General features: G+C 72.1%; 14 protein-coding genes. 6 read left to right on the plus strand and 8 right to left on the minus strand.

All coding sequences use genetic code 11. The features are described 5' to 3' along the window. Nucleotides 1–275 precede the first annotated feature (275 nt). The 3 genes from GWI24_RS23535 to GWI24_RS23545 form a co-directional block, all read right to left on the minus strand. The gene (locus tag GWI24_RS23535) at nucleotides 276–1,121 is read right to left on the minus strand and encodes an AfsR/SARP family transcriptional regulator (protein WP_210947901.1); all 846 of its coding nucleotides are present in this window, start codon (nucleotides 1,119–1,121) and stop codon (nucleotides 276–278) included. Further along, nucleotides 1,118–4,438, minus strand: coding sequence for a type 2 lanthipeptide synthetase LanM family protein (locus tag GWI24_RS23540; protein WP_210947902.1), 3,321 nt, complete (start codon nucleotides 4,436–4,438; stop codon nucleotides 1,118–1,120). The genes GWI24_RS23535 and GWI24_RS23540 overlap by 4 nt, the downstream gene beginning before the upstream one ends. 143 nt (nucleotides 4,439–4,581) lie before the next feature. Beyond that, nucleotides 4,582–4,797 (minus strand): mersacidin/lichenicidin family type 2 lantibiotic, encoded by a 216-nt coding sequence (locus tag GWI24_RS23545; protein ID WP_210947903.1) that lies wholly within the window; start codon nucleotides 4,795–4,797, stop codon nucleotides 4,582–4,584. 241 nt (nucleotides 4,798–5,038) lie between these two features. Between GWI24_RS23545 and GWI24_RS23550 the strand changes: the two genes are divergently transcribed. From GWI24_RS23550 to GWI24_RS23560, 3 genes are all read left to right on the plus strand, one after another. After that, a complete protein-coding gene (locus GWI24_RS23550; protein WP_210947904.1) occupies nucleotides 5,039–7,204 on the plus strand; it encodes a peptidase domain-containing ABC transporter in 2,166 nt (721 codons plus the stop codon). 82 nt (nucleotides 7,205–7,286) lie between these two features. Next, entirely contained in the window at nucleotides 7,287–7,457 is a 171-nt protein-coding gene (locus GWI24_RS23555; RefSeq protein ID WP_210947912.1) for a hypothetical protein, read from the plus strand. A gap of 166 nt (nucleotides 7,458–7,623) precedes the next feature. Continuing rightward, nucleotides 7,624–8,274: a TetR/AcrR family transcriptional regulator gene (locus tag GWI24_RS23560; RefSeq protein WP_210947905.1), complete on the plus strand. Its 651-nt coding sequence runs from the start codon at nucleotides 7,624–7,626 to the stop codon at nucleotides 8,272–8,274. Between the two features lie 31 nt (nucleotides 8,275–8,305). On the opposite strand, the gene GWI24_RS23565 is transcribed toward GWI24_RS23560, so the two are convergent. The 4 genes from GWI24_RS23565 to GWI24_RS23580 all read right to left on the minus strand — a co-directional run bounded on the left by GWI24_RS23565 (nucleotide 8,306) and on the right by GWI24_RS23580 (nucleotide 11,204). Further along, nucleotides 8,306–9,178, minus strand: coding sequence for a triphosphoribosyl-dephospho-CoA synthase (locus GWI24_RS23565; protein WP_210947909.1), 873 nt, complete (start codon nucleotides 9,176–9,178; stop codon nucleotides 8,306–8,308). A 132-nt stretch (nucleotides 9,179–9,310) separates the two neighbouring features. Beyond that, nucleotides 9,311–9,823, minus strand: a complete 513-nt coding sequence (locus GWI24_RS23570; RefSeq protein ID WP_374103334.1) for an MFS transporter — start codon at nucleotides 9,821–9,823, stop codon at nucleotides 9,311–9,313. Then, entirely contained in the window at nucleotides 9,820–10,464 is a 645-nt protein-coding gene (locus tag GWI24_RS23575; RefSeq protein ID WP_247616783.1) for a 4-carboxy-4-hydroxy-2-oxoadipate aldolase/oxaloacetate decarboxylase, read from the minus strand. The genes GWI24_RS23570 and GWI24_RS23575 overlap by 4 nt, the downstream gene beginning before the upstream one ends. An 89-nt stretch (nucleotides 10,465–10,553) precedes the next feature. Then, nucleotides 10,554–11,204, minus strand: a complete 651-nt coding sequence (locus GWI24_RS23580; protein ID WP_210947906.1) for a GntR family transcriptional regulator — start codon at nucleotides 11,202–11,204, stop codon at nucleotides 10,554–10,556. Between the two features lie 194 nt (nucleotides 11,205–11,398). Here GWI24_RS23580 and GWI24_RS23585 point away from each other — a divergent pair, with 194 nt between their 5' ends. Further along, the gene (locus GWI24_RS23585; protein WP_210947911.1) at nucleotides 11,399–13,960 is read left to right on the plus strand and encodes a polysaccharide lyase family 8 super-sandwich domain-containing protein; all 2,562 of its coding nucleotides are present in this window, start codon (nucleotides 11,399–11,401) and stop codon (nucleotides 13,958–13,960) included. Here GWI24_RS23585 and GWI24_RS23590 read toward each other — a convergent pair. Further along, a complete protein-coding gene (locus tag GWI24_RS23590; protein WP_308343965.1) occupies nucleotides 13,941–15,551 on the minus strand; it encodes an APC family permease in 1,611 nt (536 codons plus the stop codon). The two genes, GWI24_RS23585 and GWI24_RS23590, sit on opposite strands and share 20 nt — an antisense overlap. Before the next feature lie 173 nt (nucleotides 15,552–15,724). On the opposite strand from GWI24_RS23590, the gene GWI24_RS23595 reads away from it, so the two are divergent. Both GWI24_RS23595 and GWI24_RS23600 read left to right on the plus strand, forming a co-directional pair. Further along, a complete protein-coding gene (locus tag GWI24_RS23595) occupies nucleotides 15,725–16,588 on the plus strand; it encodes a polysaccharide deacetylase family protein (RefSeq protein WP_210947907.1) in 864 nt (287 codons plus the stop codon). A gap of 75 nt (nucleotides 16,589–16,663) precedes the next feature. Further along, nucleotides 16,664–17,152: DoxX family protein (locus GWI24_RS23600; RefSeq protein ID WP_210947908.1), on the plus strand; the 489-nt coding region annotated here is incomplete at its 3' end.

The raw sequence follows: 17,152 nt of genomic DNA on the forward strand, positions 1-17,152 counted from the left end.
CCGCGAGCACCAACCGCTGCCGTGCGTGCCCCACGTCCACCGGCGTCCCGTCCCGCCACACCGTTATGGCACCGAGCACGCCGAATCGCGCCCCCATGCGTTTTCCCCCGTTGTGTCGTAGCCCCCGCGCCGACCACCTGTGGATGACAGTCGGCGCAATACCGAGTCAACAACTCCCTAAGGTACGGGGAGGACTTCCCGGTATGGAAGGGACATCACGACGGGGAACGCGAGCCGGACGCGGGGGGGCACCTTCTATCGCCCGGGTGCGCCCTTCATACGCCCCGGGCGGCCGGCGCCGCGCCGATCGCCTTCGACACCAGCCCCGGCAGATCCGCGAGGGAGTCCCGGATGATCGCCTGCTCCATGGCGAGGACGTCCGCTCCCGGCCTGATACCCAGCTCCTCGGCCAGTACGCGCCGCAACTGCCGGGCCGCACCGAGCGCGTCGGCACGGCGCCCGGTCAGACACAGCGCGATCATGAGCTGATGGCGGAAGGACTCGCGCAGCGGGTGGGCCGCGACCAGGATCTCCAGTTCGGGTACGACCTCATGGGCGTGTCCCTGGTGCACTTCGGCCCACACCCATGCCTCGGTGGCCAAGAGCCGCGTCTCCTCCAGCCGTACGAGTTCGGCCGTGATCGCGGGGAGGTCCGGCACATCGGCGAGCAGCGGCCCGCGCCACATGTCCAGGGCCCGCCGCAGCCCCTCCGCCGCCTGCCCGGTCCGCCCTTCGGTCAGGGCCCCGCGCGCCACCCTCGCGAGCGCCGTGAAGCGGTCGGCGTCCAGCTCACCGGAGTCCACCGCCAGCCGGTAGCCAGGCGGGCTGGTGAGCAGCCGGCTTCCGCACCGCCCCGCCGGGCATCGCTCCGGCGGGGGCGCGGGGAGTGCGCGCCTGAGCCGGTGGACGTACTGCTGGACCAGCTTGGGCGCGGACTTCGGCGCGCCGCCCGGCCAGAGCTGCTCCAGCAGTTCCCCGGCCGGCACCGTACGGCCTGCGTTGACGAGCAGTGTGGCCAGCAGCGCACGGCACTTGGCCTGGCTGACCATGCGGAAGGCGCCGTCCGGTCCCCGGATCTCCAGTGGCCCGAGGATGCGGTAGCGCACCGGTGCCGGGATCATCGGCGTCCACCGTGACGGCGCCCGTCGCATCCGCCGTCGGCTCCGGGGGCAGCGAGGGTGAGGACGTCGGGCACCCGGTCCGGTGCGGCCACACGCAGCAGTCCGTATCCGATCCCGGCCGATCCGGTCATCAGTCCGGGGGTGGTCACTCCCATCGGGACGCCGGGACGGACGTCCCCGGCCAGCACCCGGTCGGCCACCAGGCGCGCCACGCGGGGGCCGAGGTCGTCGGTCTCCCCCAGCGCGGGACCGGCCGCGAGCAGCGCCGCCACCAGCCCCAGATCCCCGTGGCACAGCGAGTCGTTGCCCAGTCCCGTGCGGACGCCGTCCCGCAGCAGGTCGCCGCGGACGGTGTCGGCCGCGATGCGCAGGTCCTCCGCGAGGAGCTCATGGGCATCGGCGAGCCCCTCGACGCCGAGCAGCGCCGCCCGGACCAGCCCGATACCGGCGGCACCGTGACACCAGGCGTCCATGAAGGATCCCCGCGGCACGATGCTGCGCAGATCCGGCCAGTTGCCCCGGCCGGGGTCCAGGCCGTGGCGTTCGAACCGGAGCGCCTCCTCGCACAGCCGGTAGTGGTGGTCCTCGCCGGTCAGCTCGGCCGCGCGGGCCAGGGCGAGGGCGAAGCCGCTCGCCCCGTGGGACATTCCCAGCAGCGGCCGGTCGGGGTCGACCGCCGTCCGCCAGGCCGCTCCGCCGGTCACCTCGGTCGCCGCCTTGGCGAGTGTGGCGGCGGCGAGCCGCAGGGCGTCCGCGGTGCGCTCGTCCGGGCGCGTCCGGTGGAGCGCGGCCAGGGCCAGCGCCGCCCCGGCCGTTCCCTGGACCACATCGAGTTCTCGGTCGCCCTCGAACCGCCCGGCCAGCTCGGGAACCAGCGCGGCGGCCGCGTCGAGCAGTTCGGGCGTGTCCCACAGGGCGGCCAGATGGGTGAGCGTGTAGACGGCGCCGCCCAGTTCGCCGAATCCCCCGATGCTTAAGCTGAAACGAAGGTGACGGCCACGGTCGGGGCTGGTCAGCGAGTCCGCAAGCGATTGCGCGATGCGTTCGGCCACCTCCCGGTACCGCTGGTCCCCCGTCATCGAGCCGAGGTGCGCGAGGAACAGCGCGATACCGCTCACCCCGTCGTAGAGGCTGATCCCGGCGGGTCCCGCGCGCCAGTAGCGCTCCCCCACGACATTGAGCGACAGCCAGTGCGGGGGCTGGTCGTCGGTGCCGTGCACCGCGGTGTCGAGCAGCTCGTCCGCTAGGGCGGTCGCGGCCCGCAGGGCGAGCCGGGTGTCGAGGGGGCGGTCGGGCAGCTCCCGCGGTCGGGGGGCGGTCCGCGTCCGGGTGCCGAAGGTGAGGCCCGTCAGTGACGCGTCGATGCACCACTTCTGGCGGCGCAGATCGGTCGGGCCCATGCGGCGGATCTTGGCGCGCACCGCCTCCATCCCGGAGGTGGCCAGGAAGTCGCGGACGACAACACCGTCCGCGTCACACAGGTCGGTGGCGGACGGCGTGGTGTGGTAGGTCGGCACATCGAGCCGGGCCAGCTGGCGCTGCTCGCTGGTCAGCAGCTCGATCCGGCCCTCGACGCCCCGATGCCCGTCGGCGAGGCCGGCTTCGAGCACATACTCCCAGTCCAGCGAGTCGCGCAGGACGTCCGGGTGCATCGACTCGGCGAGGATACGGCTGTAGACCGAGGTCGGCCGGGGCACATGGCGCACGGCGTCCTCGGCGAAGGCGGCGATCGGGCCGTCCTCGGCGAGCAGTTCGTCCCGCTCCCGTTCGATGAGCCCGTAGGCGGACTCGAAGCCCTCCGCCAGGGATCGGCGGTACCGCAGCGGATCGACGGATGTTCCGCCCACGGAGGCCCGGTTGGCCGCGCCGGCGATGGGCATTCGCTCGCGCACCAGCCTCATCTCGTCGGTGCCCTGGCCGGCGTAGGTCGGCAGCACGCTCGGTGAAAGCTGGCCGCCGCCGCCCGCGAGCCCGCTGATCTCCGCGTCCCGCCAGCCCGAGTCGTCCACCTCGATGATCCGCTCCGGCAGCAGCCCGATGCCCAGGACGGAGTCGTTGAGGACATCGGGCACCGCGCCGGCGATCCGCAGGACGGGGTCGACCACCGCTCGGGACCGCCCGAGGAAGGTGGCCTCCAGGTCGACGAAGACGGGGTGCTCCCCCGCCGCGATCAGGTTCTGCAGATGCAGATCCGCGCCGCAGATGGCGTGGAACAGGGCCAGCTGGGCGCCTTGGCGCCAGAAGAACCGGTCGGCCTCGGCCTCGTCGGCGCACGTCCCGGAGGCCACGTGCTCCACCCATCCGTACCCGGGCCGGGACAGCACCTCCACGGTGCGCAGCGGATGGCGCAGCCCCCGGTCGTTGAGCCGGGCGAGCAGGTCGTTGAAGTGGCGCTCGACGGCGACCGACCGCGGTTTGTAGACCAGCTTCGTACTGTCGGAGAGGGTGAACAGCGCGACCGACCGGCCGCCGTTGTGGGTATCACCGGCGCCGAAGCCGATATCCGTCACATCGCCGAGACCACGCCAGGAGCCACCGAACACCGCGCGCAGCCGGGGCAGATCGGCCAGGAAGCGCTCGGCGAACTCCTGCCTCACATCGATCCAGTGGCGCAGCGAAGCCACCAGTTCACGGGCCAGCACGGGGTATTCGGACAGGATCTCCAGCGCCCGCCCTGGGGTGCGGACCGTGGCCATGAACGAGGCGAACCGCTCCTCAGGGGTGGCGCCGGCCAGCTCCCCGGTCACCCTGGCCACATTGAGCTCCAGAACCAGGGCACGGGACACCATGCCGGAGATCGTTTCCAGGGGCGGGAGGAGGAGGGGATGGTCCGAAGGCAGCCCGGGCACCCGGCGCCGAAGTTCCCCCCGGGCCCAGCGCAACAGCGGGAGGACGAGTTCGGCCGGGCCGAGCCCGGGGCGATGGCCGTGGTCATGGCCGGGACTGTCGGTCGCCGCGTGGACATGGCCCCGGACGTCGTCGTCGCCGTCGGAGGTGCGATGACGCCATGCCTCGGCGATCACCGTCAGCCACTCCGGTGCGGGCAGCCGCCCGGCGAGCGACTCCGCGGGCTCGCCCAGCAGGGTGATCAGCTCCTCCTCGGTGACGCCCGTGGCTGTCCAGCGCTCCAGCGGGTCCACGCCGGTGGTGGGCCTTCCGGCGGAGCAGAGGATGCCGCTGCGCCACAGCTCCAGGCGGCGCAGCCCGTGCGCACGCTGCTCGGCGGTGGCCGCCGGAGCGCCCGGCCACCGGTCGTGCAGGGGCACGCCTCGCCACCACGTCGTCGAGTTCAGGATGTCCTGCTGCCGATTCCTCACTTCTCCCCCTCTTTTGATGGCCCTGTCGCCCGCTATGGCCCTGTCGCCGTGGAGACGGCCCGGTTGCGATCCGATCCGGCGCGGGCCCCGTGGGGCCCGCGCCGGAATGACTCATGGGTCACCGCGTCCGAGGACGCACCGGGTCAGCCACAGAGCCAGTCACAGGTGAAGCAGGTGCGGCAGGTCTTGTGACCGCACGTCACCCAGGTGTCGGTGAGCCCCCCGCCCACGACGTTGCCCAGCCGCTGGTCGGTCAGCTCGATGGCACCCGCCGGGTGGGCGGGCAGCGCGCTGAGCTCCTCGGAGCTCAGCCCGGCGCGGAAGACCGGGTCCTTCCATGCCTTGGTGGTCCGGTTCATGGTTCCTCCGTTCGACGTTCACTCATCAGTTCGTTCATGGACGTCACTCCGGTCGGCCCGGTGTGACACCGCCAAAACTGGGTGAACGAGTTGGCCGGGAACCTTGCGAAAACCTTATGCCGCCGCGCCTCGCGGTGCCATCCGCGCCGGTCAGCGGCGAAATGAACCGGCGGTGAACCAGGACCGAACCGGTGTGCCGCACGCTACTGCGCCAGGGAACGCGGCGCGGGAGGAGACACATATGAGCGGCAGGCAGGTGGGGTCGCGGGTGCCGTTCGTGGCCCAGATGAGCGAGGTCGAGTGCGGTCCCGCCTGTCTGGCCATGGTGCTCGGGGCGCACCGCCGCAGGGTTCCCCTGCGGGAGCTGCGCGCGGAGTTCGGGGTGAGCCGCGATGGCGCGAGCGCCCGCCGGATCCTGGAGGTCGCGCGCGCCCACGGGCTCGAGGCCCGGGGGCTGAAGGTACCGCCGGACGCACTCGGCGCGGTGCGCAAGCCCGCCATCGCCCACTGGGACGACCACCACTTCGTGGTGGTGGGAGGTGTCGGGCGCAAGGGGGTGCGAGTGCTCGACCCCGGCGAGGGACGCGCCACCATCTCCCATGCGGAGTTCCGCGCCCGGAGCTCGGGCACCCTGCTGGAGTTCGCCCCCGGCTCCTCGTTCATCGAGCGGCGCGGACCCCGGGATTCCTGGCCGCTGCGGCTGGTGCGCGACATGATGCGGATGGCACCGCGGTGGGCCGCCCTCGCGGTTCTGCTCTCCGGGATGGTGCAGCTACTCGCCCTGGGGTCGGCGTTCCTCACCAAGTACGGCATCGACACGCTCATCGGTGAACGGGCCGGAACACTCTCGGGTCTCTCCCTGAGCATCGCCGGTTTCGTATCGGTGTACGCGCTGATCGGACTGGGGCGGGCCGGAGCCCTGCTGGTACTGCAGCACCGGCTGGACGGCGCACTCGGCGACCGGTTTATGACTCATCTCTTCCGTCTGCCGTTCGGCTATTTCCAGGCCCGGAGCAGCGGGGATCTGCTGGCCCGCCTCAACAGCAACACGGTGATCAGGGACCTGCTGACCTCGCGCATGGTCACCTTGGTCATCGACAGTGTCTTCGTGATCGGCTATCTGGTGCTGCTGTGCGCCTTCAGTCCCTGGTACGCGCTCCTGGCAGCGGGGCTGGGGGCGGCGCAGATCGCCATCGTGCTGGCCACCCTGCGGCCGGCCAACACCTTGGCGAAACGGGAGCTGAGCGCCGAGGCCGCCACACAGTCGGTGGCGGTGGACGCGTTGCGGGGCGCGGAGTTCGTGAAGAGCGCGGGGCTGGTCGGCACCGTGCTCGACCGTTGGCGTGGGTCGCTGGGCGACTATCTGCGGGCGGCGCTCCACCGCCGCCGCCTGGACGCCCTCACCGACTCCCTCACCCTGCTGCTGCAGGTGGCCTCCCCGCTGGTGTTGTTGCTGCTGGGCATCGCGCAGGTGCGCTCGGGCACGCTGACCATCGGCTCGATGATCGCGCTCAACGCGATCGCGGCCGGGCTGCTCACCCCGATCGCCGGGCTGGCCACCAGCATGCGCTACCTCCAGACCATCGGTGCCCATCTGGAGCGGGTGCACGATGTGCTGGACGAGCGTCCGGAGGTCCGAAGGCCGTGCATCACCGCCCCCGCCATGGTGCGGGGCGAGATCGAGCTGCGCGGAGTGGGCTTCCGCTACGGGCAGGGGCCGTGGATCCTGCGCGACCTGGCCCTGCGCGTTCCCGCGGGCGCGAAACTCGCCGTCGTCGGGGCCAGCGGCTCCGGGAAGACGACGATGATCCGCCTGCTCGCCGGGCTGTTGCGGCCGACCGAGGGCACGGTGTTGCTCGATGGGCGCGCCATCGAGGAGTACGACGCGGACAGTCTGCGCCGCCGCTTCGGCGTCGTGACGCAGGAACCCCATGTCTTCGGCGGCACCATCGGATCGAATCTGCGGCTCGGCCGGGACGACCTGCCCGACGAGGCCCTCTTCGAGGCGCTCGGCCGGGCCGGGCTGCTCCCCGATGTGCGGCGGATGCCCATGGGGCTGGAGACGCATGTGGCGGAGGGTGGGAGTGCGCTCTCGGGGGGCCAGCGCCAGCGTCTGGCGATCGCCCGCGCGCTCCTGGCCGATCCCGCGCTGCTGGTGCTGGACGAGGCCACGAGTCATCTGGACGCCGTGACCGAGGCGGAGGTGGCCGGTGAGCTGTCCGCGCTGGGCTGTACCAGGATCGTCGTCGCACACCGAATCAGCACGATCATGGATGCGGACGAGATCGTCGTCCTGGACGACGGCCGTTTCACGGAGCGGGGTGGCCACGACGACCTGATGCTCGCCGGGGGCCGGTACGCCGCGCTGGTGCACCGGCAGCTCCCGGCCTCGCTCCGGCCCTCATGATCGCCACCGCGCCGACGTGGGCGTTTCGGGCGTAAAATCGGCAGCGTCCGCACGAGGAGGGCACGAGGAGCGGAGGCATCAGATGACCGAGGCAGCCCCCTCCCACACCGAACGCAAACAGGAAACCGGCCACCCGGACGTGCCGTGGACGACCCCCTCGCAGGCCGAGGGCGAGCGCGACGACGAGATGGACACCGGCCACCCCGACGTACAGAGGACGACTCCCTCACAGGCCGAAGGGGAGCGGGACTAGCCACTCCCTCTCGGCACCCGGGCCCGCGGGCCGGTGATCTCCCACCGGCAGGCGGGCCCAGCCATGTGGCTCGCAGGCGGCGGCTGACGTGTAATGCCGCCTCCACGCCGGGGATCTCCCGGGCGGAGCGGCCCCGGCGGGTCGCTATCCTGACCGGGGAGGCGAAATGGCACGCGCGACACAGACCACCGGGACACCCGGCACCGGCCGACCGGCGGCACGCCACCACGGCAACCGGCACGGACGCAGCGAGCAGGCCCGGCTGGCGGTCCTGAACGCGGCCGACGACCTGCTGGTCGAGAAGGGCTTCGCGGGCGTCACCATGGAGGGCATCGCCACCCGTGCAGGTGTCGCCAAACAGACCATCTACCGCTGGTGGAGCACCAAGACCGACGTCCTCATGGACGCCTTCCTCCAGGACGTGGCCGAGGACCTGACCGTGCGCGACTGCGGTGACCTCGCCCGCGACCTGCGCACCTATCTGCGCGAGCTGGCCTGGTTCCTCAGCGCGTCCGACTCCGGTGCCGTCTTCAAGGCCCTGATCGCCCAGGCGCAGCACGATCCGGCGTTCGCCGAGGGCTTCCGGTCCCGGTACCTCGACGACCAGCGCGGCCGCGACCGCCTTCCGCTGGAACGGGCCATGGAGCGCGGGGAGTTGCCGCCCGGCCTGGATCTGGCGGCCGAGACCGACCAGCTCATGGGCCCCGTCTACTACCGGGTGCTGGTGACCGGCGAACCCGTCGGCCGGGAGTTCACCGACCGGCTCGTCGACGCCTTCCTCCACCGCCACGGGCTGACGGCATCGGCGAAGGACTGAACACACCCGGCAGTCCGAAGTCCGAGGGGAGTCACCGCCCGGACGGCGCCGTGACCGCCGGTGCCGCGACCGCCGGTACCGGGAGGCCGTCCAGGAACAGGGCGCCCGCGAGCACCGCGGCGCTTCCGCGCGGCGCGATGCCCCGCTCCCGCAGCTCCGTGTCCAGCGCGGCCAGGGCGGCGGCGCCCTCGGGCGTGGCCGTGCCGCCCGCATCGAGCACGGCGTACGCCCCCTCCTTGACGCGTCGGAGCCCGGACGGGCCCGCTCGGTACAAGGGCCCGGTGTCCTGGAGGGTGCTCATCACGGTGAGCAGCGCGTCCAGGCGCGCCTGGGTCTCGGTGGCCCCCGCCGTACGCGCCCGGGACAGGGCGTCCAGGGCGCGGCGCACATGGGGAAAGGCGGCCCGTGCCTCGCCGCGCGCGCCCGGCGCCCCATAGGTGGCGGAGACATGCGAGCCCGGCGAGGGGCGGCGCGGTGCGCCACGGTCGGGGTGGTCCGCGATCCGTTTGGCGGTGGCGGTCAGCTCGTCGGGCCCGGCGCCGGGGCGCAGCGCGGCGGCGGCCACCAGCAGGCCCATCACCCACAGCGCGCCGTGGTGGAGGGGGCCGGTGGCCGCGCCGCCACCGGCCCGTGCCATCGTCCACTCGGCGCAGCGGCCGATGGCGCCCAGCTCCTCGCGCAGCGCCCGGGTCGGCTCCCCGGGACGGCGGGCCGCGGCGGCCATGGCCGCGAACCCGGGCGTCAGCGCCTTGGCCGACCAGCGCAGCGCGAGCAGATCCGCACCGGTGGCGCGGGCCTGGAGATCGCGGGTGTCGGCGAGGCCCGGTTTGGGCGTCAGCTCCGCCTGGGCGATCAGGGCGAGCACGGCGGCCCGTGCCAGTGCCTCATCCGTGGAGCGCGTCATCGGCATGCCCGGAGGCTAGAGGGCGAACCTTTGACGGACATGAGGCGTTCCTGTGGCCCCGCTGTGCGGCGTGGCCGGGCAGGGGCGGATACGTCGGCCGGAGGTGGAGACGGCAGCCGGTGGCGGGATACGTCAGCCAGTGGTGGACACGGACTGCGCGAGGCCGCTCTGCGGTGTGCTCCGCACGGTACGGAGGCCGGTGAGGCCGATCATCACGGTGGCGAGCAGCGCGGTGGCAGCGAACACCGTGAAGCCCCAGTCCTGCGCCTCGTTGGCGACGAGCCGGCCGCCGAGCCAGGGCCCGAAGACGGCGCCGAAGCGCCCCATGCCGGAGGTCCAGCCGACGGCGGTGGCGCGGTTCTCGGTGGTGGAGCGCCCCGCGACGGTCGCGTAGACCATGGTCTGGACGCTGAAGAGCCACAGACCGGTCAGGAAGACCACGATGCAGGTGAGCGCCAGCGGCATATGGATGCCCAGCAGACAGATGCCGATGGCGGTGCAGCCGAACCAGACCGCCGCGACCCGGGCCGCGCCGAAGCGGTCGGCGATGCGCCCGGCCACCAGCATGCCGACGATGCCACCGAGGTTGATGACGATGAGGAAGGCCAGGGCGGAGCCGAGTTCATAGCCCTGACCGCGCATCATGGTCGGCAGCCAGGTGCTGACGCCGTAGACGAGCGCGCCTCGGCCGCCTCGACGGCCGCGGCGGCCGAGTGGCGCGGTACGCACATCACCCCGTCGTCGTCGGCGAGGATCACATCGCCGGGGCGTATGCGCTGCCTGCCCACCACCACGGGCACATTGACGGATCCGGCCGTGGCCTTGACGGTGCCCTGCGCGCACACGGCGGCCGACCACACGGGGAAGCCCATCGCGCGCAGCTCGGCGGTGTCGCGCACCCCGGCGTCGATGACCAGGCCACGGACCCCGCGGTGCTGGAGCGCGGTGGCGAAGAGCTCGCCGAACATGCCGTCCGTGGACGGCGATGTGGTGGCGACGACGAGGATGTCGCACTCGGCACACTGCTCGACCGCGGCGTGGATCATCAGGTTGTCGCCGGGCCGGCACAGCGCCGTGACCGCGGTGCCCGCGATGCGCACGTCCTGCTGGACGGGGCGCAGCCCGGGGCCGAGGCATCCGGTGCGGCCCATGGCCTCGTGTACCGTGGCCACGCCGTACCCCCGTAGGGCCTCCACATGCTCGGCCTCGGCGCGGGGCGGGTCGGTGACGATCACACCGCTCGGCCGTGCGGCGGCGGGCGCGTCACCCGCGCTACCGTGCGTCATCGCTGATATCTCCTTGCTGGACAGATCGGTGACCCACCCCGCGGCGCGAGCTCCGCGTCATTCGCCCAACGCGTCATTCACCCAACGCGTCATTCGCCCAACGCGTCGATCACACTGGCGAGGTGGGCACGGACGGCCGCTTCGGCCGCCTGTGGGTCCCTGGCCCTGATCGCCTCGATCACGGCCAGGTGTTCGCCCAGGGACCGCTGGGCACGCCCCGGCCGCAGCGCGAGCTGGAAACGATGGCGCACCAGCTGTGCGTTGAGCCGCTCCAGCAGCTCCACCGCCACCCGCTGACCGGAGAACTCCCGGATGCGGGCGTGCAGTTGGTGGTTGAGGTCGGAGTAGGTCAGCGGTTCGCCGTCGGCGACCGCCTTGGACATCGCCGTGCCCAGGTCGGCCAGCTCGGTCAGCTGCTCCTCGCTTGCCTCGACGGCCGCCTTGGCGGCACACAGCCCTTCCAGGACCATGCGGCATTCCGTGATGGCCACGGCCTCCTCCACGCTCACCACCCGCACCCGTGAGCCACGGTTGCGGATCCGCTCGACCAGACCCTCGGAGGCCAGATCGATCAGCGCCGCGCGGATGCTCGCCCGGGTCACACCGAATTGCTCGGCGAGTTCGTTCTCCACCAGCCGCTGGGCCGGCGCCATCTCCCCGCGCGAAATCGCCTGCCTCAGCTGCTCCAACGCATGCTGCTTGGCCTGCTCTCCGGTGCCTGGACGGGCTTCCTTCGGCATCGTGCCCTCCCTGAGTGAGTGCCTGTCGAAGGTAAATCTAGGCCAACAAGATTGTCAACGATTTCGTTGCCCATATTGGCGACAGGAAACCGGCCCACGCACCCCTGATTCCGGCCCCGTGACAGGGGAAGCCGGGGTTGCTTCAATGGTCCGGCGGTTCCCCATCGGACCCCGTCGACCGTTGGAGCGTGCCCGTGCCTCTCTCGCGTCGTGCTCTTGTCTCCACGCTCCCGGCGGCCGGACTGGCGGCCATGGCCCTGCCACTGCGCGCACGGGCCGCGGGAGGTCCGGCAGCGGCCGGTGAAGCGACCGGAGCCGCTCACACCCGGCTGATCGACAACACCGTGGCCGTCTTCGCCGGGACGCGGGAGACCAACGCCCGCCCCGAGGTGCGCGCCAAACTCGCCTCCATCGCCGCGACCGCCCGCTCCCGGCTCACCGCGATGGACCGCGCCGGGCAGGGCGAGCTCTTCCAGGGCCTCGCCCTGGGCACCAGCGATCCCAACCTGGTCGCCTCGTTCCAGTACCTCTACGAGATCGCCCTCGCCACCCGCACACCGGACGGCGGCACACCGTCCGGACTCCACGGCGACACCGGTGTCCAGCGGCGCGTCATCGACGGCCTGATATGGCTGCACGAGCACTACTACGGCGACCAGTCCAAGGGCTACTACGGCAACTGGTTCACCTGGGAGATCGGCATCTCCACCCACGTCAGCAAGACGCTGGCACTGCTCGCGGACGAACTCGCCGCCTACCGGCCCGATCTCACCGCCACCTACGTCGCCTCGATGGACGCGTATCTGCGCAACGGCAAGAACGGTGACGTCGACCTCGACTCACGCTTCCACACCGGCGCCAACCTCGCCGACATCACCACCAACCGCATCCTCCAGGGCGCCGTCCTCGGCGACGACGCCCGGATCACCAAGGCCCTCGCCGACCAGCTGACCATCCTGGCGACCATCGACCCCTACGACCTCCGGCACGGTGTCACCGACGGCTTCTACGCCGACGGTTCCTTCATCCAGCACGCGTCGGTGGCCTATACGGGCTCCTACGGCAAGGGCCTGCTCACCCGCGCCGTACAGACCGTCAAGATGCTCGTCGGCACCGGCTACACGACCGACGACCAGCTGGTCCGCGTCGTCCAGGGGTGGGTGGTGGACGGCTTCGCGCCGCTGATCTTCGAGGGCTGGCTGATGGAGATCGTCAAGGGGCGCGGGGTGTCCCGGCCGGCCACGGGGTACGCCGACGCGGCCGAGGTGGTGGAAGCCGTGGTGGGCCTCTCGGCCCATGCCACCGGCGCCGATGCCACGGCGCTCAAGGGCTATGTGGCGTATCTGCGGCATACCTCGAAGGCCACGCTCGACCCTTCGGTGTTCGTGTCCCCGGTGAGCATCGCGGCCTACGCCGACATCCTCGCCGACTCCTCGATCCCGGCGAGCGACCTCGGGCCCGCCGAGCGCCATGTGGCGTTCAACGCGATGGACAGGACCGTCCACCGGCGCCCCGGCTACGCCTTCGCCCTGGCCCGGAGCTCGTCCAGGATCAGCAGATACGAGTACATGAGCGGGGAGAACCTGATGCCCTGGTTCCAGGGGGACGGCGCCCACCATCTGTATCTGTCCGGCCAGGACCAGACCCAGGCATTCGGCATCGACTACCTCACCACCGTCCCGCCCCAGCGCCTCGCCGGTGTCACCGCCCCCGTGGAGACCCGCCGCACCGTCCCCGAGCTGTACGGCACGCTCTGGTACGACAACCCCGAGCGTGGCTTCACCTCCTCCTCGGAGGCGCAGAACACCTATGTCTACTTCCCCCGGAGCACCCACCCGTTCTCCGGTGGCGCCGCCCTGGGCCCGTACGGTGTGGCGGGGCTCGTCCAGTCCGACGACGTGGCGTACGCCGCGAAGCAGGCGGGCGGCCTGCCCGAGGACTTCATGGTGTACCGCAACGCCGATGCCACCAAGTCGTGGTTCCTGTTCGACGACGAGATCGTGGTGCTGGCCGCGGGGGTCGGCGATGCCGCCGGCCGCGCGGTGACGACCACCCTCGACACCCGGATCGCCGCGCCCTCGGACGCCCTCACCCTCACCGGGCGGCTCCGCGGCGGTGCGCCCTGGTCCGGCACCGGCACGGCCTCGCTCGCATGGCTGCGCTACGCCAATGCCACCCGGGCCGCCTCGGTCGGGTATGTCTTCCTCGACGGGCCACCGCCCACCGTCACGCTGGACACCGTCACCCGCAGCCGCCGCGCGGTCCGCCTCACCAACCCCGACTTCCCGGTGACCAAACAGCTCTTCGCCGTGACCGTGGACCGGGCGGCGGGCGCGCCGCACACCTCGATGGCGTACGCCCTCGTCCCGAATGCCACCGAACGCCAACTGGGCGGCTACGCCCGTCGCCCGCTCGCCGTCCTGGCCAACACCACCCGGCTGCAGGCCATCGCCCACCGGGGCCTGCGGATCACCGCGCTCAACGCCTTCGCCCCCGGCACCCACCGCGCCGGGCGGCTGTCGGTGCGCGGGCCCGGCTCGGTGATCCTGCGGGAAACGCAGGACGGCGGCGTGGCGGTCGCGGTGTCCGACCCGACCACCGAGCGCGGCATGGTCTCGGTGGTCATCCGGGGCCGGAGGATGAGGGCCGTGGCGGCGGACGACGGTGTCCGGGTGGGCCGGGTCCCCGGCGGCATCCGGATCGTCGTCACCACCCGCCACGCCTACGGCCGGAGCTTCACGGCGACGCTGCGCTGAGCTGCGAGGTGCGCAGGTGCTGGGCGCCCGCGCGGACCGCCCACAGGAACACGGCGAGCGCGAGAACGCCCACCACCACCGTGTCGTACGGCGCCGGGAGGCGGCCGGAACCGCCGAAGGTGCCCAGCCACGACAGCACGGTCAGCGCGGCCAGATGGAAGACCAGCCAGGCGCCGCGCCGCAGCTCCTCCCCCAGCGGAGCGCCTCCGTCCGCGCGGCGTTGCAGCAGGAACAACACGGCGCCGACCAGGACGAAGGGCAGCGCGAGCCGCAGATCGTGCCAGCCGGACCAGTAGACGAACTCGCTGGCCACCACGAAGCTCACCGGTGCGATCCAGCGCACCCCCGGCACCTGGCCCTCGGTCCGCGCCACTCCCCGCTCACGGTCGTGTGCCCGGAACGCCGCGACGGCCACCGCCGAGGCGGCGTAGATCAGCAGATACATATCCCCCATCACGCTCACGATGTCCTGCCAGCCGCCGAACGGCAGCATGAAGACGACGATGACCGCGAGGTTGAGCAGCAGCGCCCGGCGCGCCACTCCGGACCAGGGGTGGATGCGCATGAAGAAGCGGGGCAGCAGACCGTTCTTGGCCAGGGCGTACGTATGGCGAGCGTCGATGGCCACGCCCACATAGGCCGATCCGCCCGGTGAGATCACCGCGTCGGCGTAGAGCAGCGTGGCCAGCCAGTGGAGGTTGAGCACCAGGGCGAGCTGCCCGAAGGGCGACTCGAAGTCGACGCCCTTCCAGCCGTGGCCCAGCAGCGACTCGGGCACCGTGTACAGGAACGCCAGCTGGAGCCCGAGGTAGACGAGCACGGCGAGGCCGATCCCGGTGAGCACGGCGGCCGGTACGGTACGGCGCGGATTGCGGGCCTCACCGGAGAAGTCGAGCGGGGCCTGGAAGCCGTTGACGGAGTACACGATGCCACCGCCGGCGAGCGCGGTCAGGCAGGCCGCGTAGCCGTACGGGGCGAATCCGCCGTGATCGGTGAGGCGTCCGGAGTGGGTGCCGGACAGGAACAGCGCGACGATGGTGAGGATGGGGACGACGACCTTGAACACCGAGATCAGGTTGTTCAGCCGGGCGAATATCCGTACCGCGAACCAGTTGCACGCCGTCAGTACGACACTGAGCGCGACGGCCACGGCGAGGCCGGAGGCGCTGAGGGTACCGCCGTTGTAGAGCCCCGGCAGATAGTGGGCGGCGTACTGCATGATGGCGCTGATCTCGGCCGCCGTACCGCCCACCGAGAGCAGCACCGACCAGCCGATCATCGTGCCGACCAGCCGTCCGCTGGCGTACAGCGGCCAGCGGACGGTGCCGCCGCCCTCCGGGCGGGTGGCGCCGAGTTCCACCATGACCAGCGCGATCAGGGCACACAGCACACCCGCCGCGATCCAGGACAGCAGGGCGGCGGGGCCGGCGGTCTGGGCGGCGTAGAGGGCCGCGAACAGCCACCCGGACCCCAGGATGTTGGAGAACCCGATCGCGGTCAGGGCCCAGAATCCGAGGTCCTTGTGGAGTCGTCGCTCCTCGGCGAGCACCGCCGGCGCGGCGATGGACTCCGGTGGGTGGTTCTGCGACACGGTGGCTCGTCTCCTCGGTGGTGCACGAACAGGCAAAGCCCCAGCGTGCCATGCGTGCCGACGGGCTCCGCCGACGCGTCCCGGACCTCGGTGCGAGCCCGTGCGAGGCGATCGACGGAAAAACACACCCCACCGGAGAGGAATCGCCGCATATCGACCGGGGGCGTGTTCTCATGCTTCAGGTGTCCTCTCCCTCCCGCCGTGATGTCCTGCGGTCCGCGAGCGGTGCCGTGGCGGCCACGACGTGCGGCGTCGGCTGCGGCCATCACGCCGACTCCTCGTCGTCCCGGCCGGCCGGTCCCAGCGAGACGCCCTCCTCCGGTGCGGTCTCGGACCGGGCCACGCCCGCCGGACACGCGCCACGCGGACCGGTGCGCTTCCCCGGGCTGCCACCGCAGATCGCCCACGGGCCGCGCGACGGAAGCGCGGTGGCCCTGACCTTCCACGGTCAGGGCGACGCGGAGCTCGCCCGCTCGCTGCTGTCCGAGGCCGAGCGGGCCGGGGCCCGTGTCACCGTCCTCGCCGTCGGCACCTGGCTGGACGAGCACCCGGAGATGGCCCGGCGGGTCCTGGACGGCGGCCATGAGCTGGGCAACCACACCATGCGGCACCGCGCCGTATGCGCTCTGCCCGCCGACGAGGCGTACGCGGAGGTCACGGAGTGTGCCGACCGGCTGCGCCGCCTCACCGGGACCATCGGCAGCTGGTTCCGGCCGTCGCAGGCCCGGACCGCCACGGACCTCGTGACCCGTCTTGCGGCCCGCGCCGGATACCCGCATGTCCTCTCCTACGACGTGGACTCGCTCGACTTCCAGGACCCGGGCCCGGACGCGGTGCGGGAGGCGGTCCTCGGCCAGGTCCGCGCCGGTTCCGTGGTCAGTCTGCACTTCGGCCACTCCGGGACCCTGACCGCGCAGCCCGCGGTCCTCGACGGTCTGCGCCGGCGCGGTCTGCGCGCGGTCACCACGACGGAGCTGATGCACTCCGATGGCGTAGCAGCGACGGCGGGGCCCGGGAGACGTACCGAGACTGGGTGAGACGCCGGGCGGCCGCCCGTGGTGTGCCCGTACGGGACCGGAGGAGACACCATGCCCCGGAGCGGAGGAGACCCCATGCCCCACCGCAAGGACCTCGGACTGCTCGTCCTGCGCCTCGGGGTGGGCGGGGTGCTGGTCGCGCACGGCACGCAGAAGCTCTTCGGCTGGTGCGGGGGCGATGGCCTGGACCGTACCGCCGAGGTCATGGAGGCCATGGGCTTCCGTCCGGGGCGGGCCAGCGCCCTGGTGGCCGGGCTGGGCGAGGCGGGCGGCGGGCTGCTGCTCGCGCTCGGGTTCGCCACTCCCGCGGCCGGGGCGGCGGCCGCGGGGACGATGGCGGGGGCGGTGTCGGTGAACGCACCGGCCGGGTTCTTCGCCCAGTCCGGTGGTTATGAGTTCCCGGCCCTGCTGGGCTGCTCGGCGGCGGCGCTCGGGATCTCGGGGCCCGGCCGCTACTCCCTCGACCACCTCACCTGCCATGTGCTGGACCGGCCGTGGCTGATCGCGACGGCGTTCACCACGAGCGCGCTGGCGGCGGCCGCGGTGATCAAGCGCAGGATGGCG

Origin of the sequence: Streptomyces sp. MK37H, assembly GCF_018035285.1 — a bacterium.
Classification (GTDB): Bacteria; Actinomycetota; Actinomycetes; order Streptomycetales; family Streptomycetaceae; genus Streptomyces; species Streptomyces endocoffeicus.

Excerpts from the sequence above, each read along its gene's own strand:
- GWI24_RS23570 (WP_374103334.1), bottom strand. The coding sequence starts at position 9,823 with ATGATGCGCGGTCAGGGCTATGAACTCGGCTCCGCCCTGGCCTTCCTC.
- GWI24_RS23580 (WP_210947906.1), bottom strand. The coding sequence starts at position 11,204 with ATGCCGAAGGAAGCCCGTCCAGGCACCGGAGAGCAGGCCAAGCAGCAT.
- GWI24_RS23595 (WP_210947907.1), top strand. The coding sequence starts at position 15,725 with ATGCTTCAGGTGTCCTCTCCCTCCCGCCGTGATGTCCTGCGGTCCGCG.
- GWI24_RS23565 (WP_210947909.1), bottom strand. The coding sequence starts at position 9,178 with ATGACGCGCTCCACGGATGAGGCACTGGCACGGGCCGCCGTGCTCGCC.
- GWI24_RS23545 (WP_210947903.1), bottom strand. The coding sequence starts at position 4,797 with ATGAACCGGACCACCAAGGCATGGAAGGACCCGGTCTTCCGCGCCGGG.
- GWI24_RS23555 (WP_210947912.1), top strand. The coding sequence starts at position 7,287 with ATGACCGAGGCAGCCCCCTCCCACACCGAACGCAAACAGGAAACCGGC.
- GWI24_RS23560 (WP_210947905.1), top strand. The coding sequence starts at position 7,624 with ATGGCACGCGCGACACAGACCACCGGGACACCCGGCACCGGCCGACCG.
- GWI24_RS23535 (WP_210947901.1), bottom strand. The coding sequence starts at position 1,121 with ATGATCCCGGCACCGGTGCGCTACCGCATCCTCGGGCCACTGGAGATC.
- GWI24_RS23575 (WP_247616783.1), bottom strand. The coding sequence starts at position 10,464 with ATGACGCACGGTAGCGCGGGTGACGCGCCCGCCGCCGCACGGCCGAGC.
- GWI24_RS23550 (WP_210947904.1), top strand. The coding sequence starts at position 5,039 with ATGAGCGGCAGGCAGGTGGGGTCGCGGGTGCCGTTCGTGGCCCAGATG.